Origin of the sequence: Bordetella tumulicola (assembly GCF_965138755.1) — a bacterium.
Taxonomy (GTDB): domain Bacteria; phylum Pseudomonadota; class Gammaproteobacteria; order Burkholderiales; family Burkholderiaceae_B; genus Bordetella_A; species Bordetella_A tumulicola.
Genome location: NZ_CBCSFP010000014.1, coordinates 140842 through 147260, shown reverse-complemented (window position 1 = coordinate 147260; position 6419 = coordinate 140842). Strand labels below are relative to the sequence as shown.

General features: G+C 61.3%; 4 protein-coding genes. 2 read left to right on the top strand and 2 right to left on the bottom strand.

Going from position 1 to position 6419, the window contains the following annotated elements; translation table 11 throughout:
* Window positions 1–394: 394 nt before the first annotated feature.
* Both ispF and ACNAZS_RS24405 read right to left on the bottom strand, forming a co-directional pair.
* A complete protein-coding gene (gene ispF / locus ACNAZS_RS24410; protein ID WP_415793137.1) occupies window positions 395–880 on the bottom strand; it encodes a 2-C-methyl-D-erythritol 2,4-cyclodiphosphate synthase in 486 nt (161 codons plus the stop codon).
* 16 nt (window positions 881–896) lie between these two features.
* On the bottom strand, window positions 897–1652 hold the full coding sequence (locus ACNAZS_RS24405) for an IspD/TarI family cytidylyltransferase (RefSeq protein ID WP_415793136.1): 756 nt from the start codon (window positions 1650–1652) through the stop codon (window positions 897–899).
* Between the two features lie 29 nt (window positions 1653–1681).
* On the opposite strand from ACNAZS_RS24405, the gene mfd reads away from it, so the two are divergent.
* Together mfd and serB are read left to right on the top strand one after the other, a co-directional pair.
* Window positions 1682–5143 carry a transcription-repair coupling factor gene (mfd, locus tag ACNAZS_RS24400; protein WP_415793135.1) on the top strand — a complete coding sequence of 1154 codons (3462 nt, stop codon included), beginning with the start codon at window positions 1682–1684 and terminating at the stop codon, window positions 5141–5143.
* Window positions 5144–5166: 23 nt separating this feature from the next.
* Window positions 5167–6024 (top strand): phosphoserine phosphatase SerB, encoded by an 858-nt coding sequence (gene serB / locus ACNAZS_RS24395; protein WP_415793134.1) that lies wholly within the window; start codon window positions 5167–5169, stop codon window positions 6022–6024.
* Window positions 6025–6419: the final 395 nt, after the last annotated feature.

The window sequence follows — 6419 nt, the reverse complement described above, 5'->3', positions numbered from 1 at the left end:
CCTACGGGCGCGCCCAATCATCGCTATCGGGATCTGCAATGGGTAGCTTGGGTACCTGTGTGCAGGGGAGGATCTGCTTGGCTAGGCTGTCCGAAAATTGCAATGACGTTAATGAATGATGAACTTGCAATGGCGTTAACCAGTGGTGATAAACAAGCCGTGTTCCCATAACGGCAAACTACTCTCACGGCCAGCCCCTAATGAGAGTCCCTGTCGCGTGGCTGTGCGTGGCGCCAGCCTTTTGANNNNCGGGCAGNCCCGCGCAGCGGGNCCGAGGCCCCTGGTTGGGCCGAGCCGAGGTGATTAGGCTGGCNCCACGCACAGCCACGCGACAGGGACGGCTTCAATAGCGACACCGTACGCCAGCAAACGCTCTCAAGCGCCACGCAAGAACCTACCCCTTGGCAAGCAAAACCACAACGGTAGCAGCGATGCCTTCTTTGCGGCCGAGATAGCCGAGGTGTTCGTTGGTTTTGGCTTTGATGTTAACGACGTCTGCAGTGATGCCAACATCGGCGGCGATGTTGGTCACCATGGCGGGCGCGTGGGGGCCGATTTTGGGGGCCTGGGCATGGATGGTGGCGTCGATGTTGACAGGAGTCCAGCCGGCCTCGCGGACTTTAGCTACGGCATCGCGAAGCAAGACACGGCTGTCGGCGCCCTTGTAGGTGGGATCGGTGTCGGGGAAATGACGTCCGATATCGCCCAAGCCGGCAGCGCCCAGCAACGCGTCGGTGATGGCGTGCAGGAGGACATCGGCGTCGGAGTGTCCCTGTAGGCCGTGGGTGTGTGGGATGGTGACACCGCCGATAATCAAGGGACGACCGGTGACCAAGGCGTGGACATCAAAACCTTGCCCGACACGGAAAGGAAAACTCATCAGATGCTCCTGGCTGTTAGAGCCATTTTTCCATTAATTCGAAATCTTCGGGCCAGGTTACTTTGAAATTGAGTAAAGAACCGGACACCAACAAGGGCTTGTGACCTGCAGCCTCGACCGCTGACGCTTCGTCAGTGACGGCTACGCCGCTGGACTGTGCACTGGCAAGCGCAGCGCGTAGCAGGCCCGCACGGAACATCTGGGGCGTCTGGGCCAGCCACAGGCCATCGCGATCCAGTGTGGCACGTACACGAGGCCTCTCTGAGGATTCGGCGGGCACCACCGTGTCACCGGCGGCATCGGACGCATCTGGCTCCCTGTCTGCTCGTTCAGACTTGACCGTATCGGCGACCCGCAAGGCCAGCAGGCCGCCCACCGCGTCGGTCAGGCAGACATCAATCAGACGAGCCAACGCGTCGGCAGGCAAGCCGGGACGGGCCGCATCGTGGACGAGTATCCAGTCATCGTCCGATGCGCCGCTATCGGCCAATGCGGCGGCGACTGTGTCGGCGCGGGTGGGGCCACCACAGGGGCGGCATTGCACGCGTGGCAGGCCTGTCAGGGCCACTGCGGCCCACGTATCGTCGGCCGACACCGCAACGCGCACCTGGGCAATGCGAGGATCGGCCAGCAACGCCAGCACCGCGTGACGAAGCATAGGTTGCCCCGCCAATTGGCGATATTGCTTAGGCAAGGGACACGCTTCGCCCGCTCGGGAAGCGCGTTGGCCGACACCGGCGGCAGGTACGATTGCAATTAGGGAATCAGTCATGGCCGAGAGATTTTATAATCTTTGGCCTAATGCCTGATTCCTCTCTCACTCAAGCGGCCTCGCGGACCCCCGCCACTGCCGCCACACTGTCCGCCCTCAAACCCGGCGCCCGCTATGCGCAGCCACGTCCGCCGGGTTCGGCCGACGCCTGGTTACTCGCGGATCTGGCCCGACAAAGCGCGCGGCCGTTAATCGTTCTCACGGCCGCTCCGCTCGAAGCGCAGCGGCTCGCCGACGAAATTCCACCATTCGCGCCCGAACTCCGTGTACGGCAACTCCCCGACTGGGAAACACTGCCCTACGACGCGTTCTCGCCACACCAGGACCTCGTATCGGAACGCCTGCATACCTTGCACGCGCTGATGCAAGAGGCCGTAGACATCTTGCTCGTCCCCGTGACGACAGCCCTCTATCGCCTGGCGCCGCCGGCATTCCTGGCCGCCTATACGTTTTCCTTCAAACAAAAAGACAAGCTCGACGAAGCCGCCTTGCGCGCTCAATTGACGCTGGCCAACTACAGCCACGTCACACAGGTCACGGCGCCGGGCGAGTTTTGCATACGAGGCGGGTTGATCGACTTGTTTCCCATGGGGTCCGCGGTACCTTATCGCCTGGACCTATTTGACGACGAAATCGAATCCATCCGCGCCTTTGACGTCGACACACAACGCAGCCTGTATCCAGTACGCGACGTACAACTGCTGCCCGGCCGCGAATTCCCCATGGACGAGGAAGCCAGAAATCGCTTTCGGGCACGCTTTCGCGAGGAATTCGAAGGCGACCCGTCGCGCGCCCTGCCCTATAAAGACATCGGCAACGGTATCGCCTTTGCCGGCATCGAGTATTACCTGCCGCTGTTCTTTGACGAGACCGCGACACTATTCGACTATGTCTCGCCCGATGCCATCACTGTCACGTTGGGCGACATCGAAGACGCGATCCAGCACTTCAACCAGGACACCCAGAGCCGCTATACCTTTCTGAAAAGCGATCGCGAACGCCCGGTATTGCCTCCCGCCGCGCTATTTCTGGATAGCGAAGGCCTGCACGCGCGATTCAAGACATTTCCTCGCCTGGTCCTGACAGATGGCGCACCGCATCCCGACTTTTCCATTGCGCCCGATGTCAGCGTCAGCCGACGCGCCGAAGACCCGATCGCCCGCCTGCGGGCATTGTTAGCGCGCGGCGAATCACGCGTATTGCTGTGTGCGGACTCGGCGGGCCGCCGCGAAACTTTGGCGCAAATGCTGACGGAATTCGGACTGCCCCCCGACGCGCAACCCGATTCTGTCCAAGAGTTTCTCGCCAACCAGGCCACGTTCTCGCTCACCGCCGCCCCACTGTCGTCGGGCTTCGGAATCCCCTCGGCCGAACTGCTCTTCCTGACCGAAAGCGATCTGTATCCCGGCAATGCGGGAATCAGCCGACGCGGCCGGCGCAATCAGGAACGCGCCAGCAACGTCGAAGCCATGGTACGCGACCTGTCCGAGCTGCGCGCCGGCGATCCCGTCGTGCATGCACAGCATGGCATTGGGCGTTATCACGGTCTCATCAACATGAACATGGGCGACGGCGAGATGGAGTTCCTGCATCTCGAGTACGCCAATGGCAGCACCCTGTACGTGCCCGTGTCTCAATTGCACGTCATTGCTCGCTACAGTGGCGCCGACCCCGAAGCCGCGCCGCTGCATCAGTTGGGATCCGGCCAATGGGACAAGGCACGCCGCAAGGCCGCCCGCCAAGTGCGCGACACCGCCGCCGAATTGCTGGCGTTGTATGCCCAGCGGGCCGCACGCGAAGGCTATACCTTCAATCTGCCCCTCAACGACTACGAGGCCTTTACCGAAGGCTTTGGCTTTGAAGAAACGGCGGACCAAGCCGCTGCGATTCAGGCCGTCATCAGCGACATGACCTCCGGCCGCCCCATGGATCGCCTGGTGTGTGGCGATGTCGGCTTCGGCAAAACCGAAGTCGCCCTGCGTGCCGCCTTTTTGGCCGTGGCCAATGGCAAACAAGTGGCGCTGCTCTGCCCCACCACGCTGCTGGCCGAACAACACGCTCATACCTTTTCGGATCGTTTTGCCGACTGGCCCGTGCGCGTCGTGGAGCTCTCGCGGTTTCGCTCCTCCAAAGAGGTCACTGAGGCCGTCCAAGGCATTAACGATGGCCGCGTCGATATCGTGATCGGCACGCACAAAATTCTCTCGAAAGACGTGAATTTCAAGCGTCTGGGTCTGGTCATCATTGATGAAGAGCACCGCTTTGGCGTGCGCCAAAAAGAAGCCCTCAAAGCCCTGCGCGCCGAAGTCGACGTGTTGACGCTGACGGCCACGCCGATCCCCCGTACGCTGGGCATGTCCTTGGAAGGCATCCGCGACTTCTCCGTCATCGCCACCGCCCCGCAAAAGCGGTTGGCCATCAAGACCTTTGTCCGGCGCGAAGACGGCAGCACCATCCGTGAAGCCTTGCTGCGCGAACTCAAACGCGGTGGCCAAGCTTATTTTCTGCATAACGAGGTCGAGACCATCCACAATCGCCGTGCGCGCCTGGAAGAGCTCGTCCCCGAGGCACGCATCGCGGTCGCGCACGGTCAAATGCCCGAGCGCGAACTCGAACAGGTCATGAAAGGCTTTTATCAGCAGCGCTTTAATGTGCTGCTGTGCACCACCATCATCGAGACCGGCATCGATGTGCCCACGGCCAACACCATCGTCATCCATCGTGCCGATCGTTTTGGGCTGGCCCAATTGCACCAGCTACGCGGCCGTGTCGGTCGCTCTCACCACCAAGCCTACGCCTACCTGCTGACGCCCGGCGAGGACGCCATCACCTCCAATGCCAAAAAGCGGCTGGAAGCCATTCAGGCTATGGAAGAACTCGGCTCCGGGTTTTATCTGGCCATGCATGACCTGGAAATTCGCGGCACCGGTGAAGTCCTGGGTGAATCCCAGTCCGGCAACATCCACGAAATCGGCTTCTCGATGTACAACGAGATGCTCAACGAAGCCGTACGCGCCCTCAAAGCCGGCGAAGAACCCGATCTGGATGCCCCCTTCAACCTCGCCTGCGAAGTCAATCTGCACGCTCCGGCCCTACTGCCGTCCGACTACTGCCCGGACGTACACGCGCGCCTGGCGATCTACAAACGCCTGTCCCACGCCGAGGACGAGGATGATCTCATCCGCATCCAGGAGGAACTCATCGACCGTTTTGGCAAGCTGCCGGAGGCCGCACAGGTACTCCTGACCACGCATCGGCTGCGACTGGCGGCACAACCGCTTGGCGTCATCAAGATCGATGCCAGCGAAAATCAGGCCTTGCTGCAATTTGGGCCCAAAACCACGGTTGATCCCGCGCGTATCATCGAGCTGGTACAAAAGCAGCGTCACATTAAATTGGCAGGCCAGGACAAACTACGTATCGAGTTCACTGTCGTCAAAATTTCCACCCGCGCCGACGCAGTGCGGGCCGTGCTTCGCTCACTGAAATAGTCAACATCGCCCCCCTCTCTGCCATGTCCACCACTCATCTCGTCATTCAATCCCCGGCGCTCAGCGCCGCCCAGGTCGAACAGCTAGCCGCCCTGGCACAAGCCCAAGGCGTTGTGCACCTGAGCGCCACGGCCTCTCGCTTGCTCAACGTCGTCCAAGACGCAGACACTCACGCGCAAGTCACTGCCTGGGGCGAACAACACGGCGTCGACACCGCCTTTGTCCCCGCAGGCGTGCGCCTGTCGCAATGCAAGGTACTGGCCATGGACATGGACTCCACCTTGATCAACATCGAATGCATCGACGAAATCGCAGGCGTGGCCGGCGTCAAACCCAAGGTCGCCGAAATCACCGAAGCCGCCATGCGGGGCGAGATCAAAGATTTCTCGGAAAGCCTGCGCCGCCGCGTCGCCCTCCTGCAGGGCACTCCCGCCTCGGCCCTGGAACAAGTCTACGCAGACAAACTACGCCTGAATCCCGGCGCAGAACAGTTAATCTCCACCGCCCAAGCCGCAGGCATCAAAGTCCTGCTCGTCTCCGGCGGCTTCACCTTCTTTACCGAACGCCTGGGCCAACGCCTCAACCTCGACAGCGCTCACGCCAACACGCTTGAAATCCAGGACGGCAAACTCACGGGCAAAGTCCTCGGCAACATCCTCGACGCCGATGCCAAGCTCATGCACCTACGCGCCTTCGCCCAAACCCACGGCGCCACCCCCGACCAAATCATTGCCCTGGGCGACGGTGCCAACGACCTCAAAATGCTGGGCTTCGCCCGCTACGCCGTGGCGTATCGCGCCAAACCCATCGTCCGCGAGCAAACGCCATACGCACTCAACGTCGCAGGCCTGGACGCCGTCCTCAACTGGTTCGAAGGCTGATTTCTGCTGTCGTAGTTTTTTTGCTGCGAAAGATCTTTTTCTGCAGCAGTCGTCATACTTGCTGACCCAGGCAATCGCCACGCTGACGACCGAAGGTCGTTTGCTGGCGTAGGTCATCGCAATTGACGCGTCCCTGCAGCGTGCCTGTGCGTGGGGCCAGCCTAATCACCTCGGCTCGGCCCAACCAGGGGCCTCGGTCCCGCTGCGCGGGACTGCCCGAGGTTCAAAAGGCTGGCCCCACGCACAGGCACGCCGCAGGGACTCACAATGGTGAAATGTCTTGGATCCAGGCGCGCGATAAATGCATTCACGACATGCAGACAACGCGAACTGGGGGTNTNNGTGTAANGGCCACGCCGGCCTTTTGAGANACGGGNAGCNCCGCGCAGCGGAGC

Bases quoted from the DNA above. Each gene is read 5' to 3' on its own strand.
- ispF (WP_415793137.1), bottom strand. From the start codon at position 880: ATGAGTTTTCCTTTCCGTGTCGGGCAAGGTTTTGATGTCCACGCCTTG.
- mfd (WP_415793135.1), top strand. From the start codon at position 1,682: ATGCCTGATTCCTCTCTCACTCAAGCGGCCTCGCGGACCCCCGCCACT.
- serB (WP_415793134.1), top strand. From the start codon at position 5,167: ATGTCCACCACTCATCTCGTCATTCAATCCCCGGCGCTCAGCGCCGCC.
- ACNAZS_RS24405 (WP_415793136.1), bottom strand. From the start codon at position 1,652: ATGACTGATTCCCTAATTGCAATCGTACCTGCCGCCGGTGTCGGCCAA.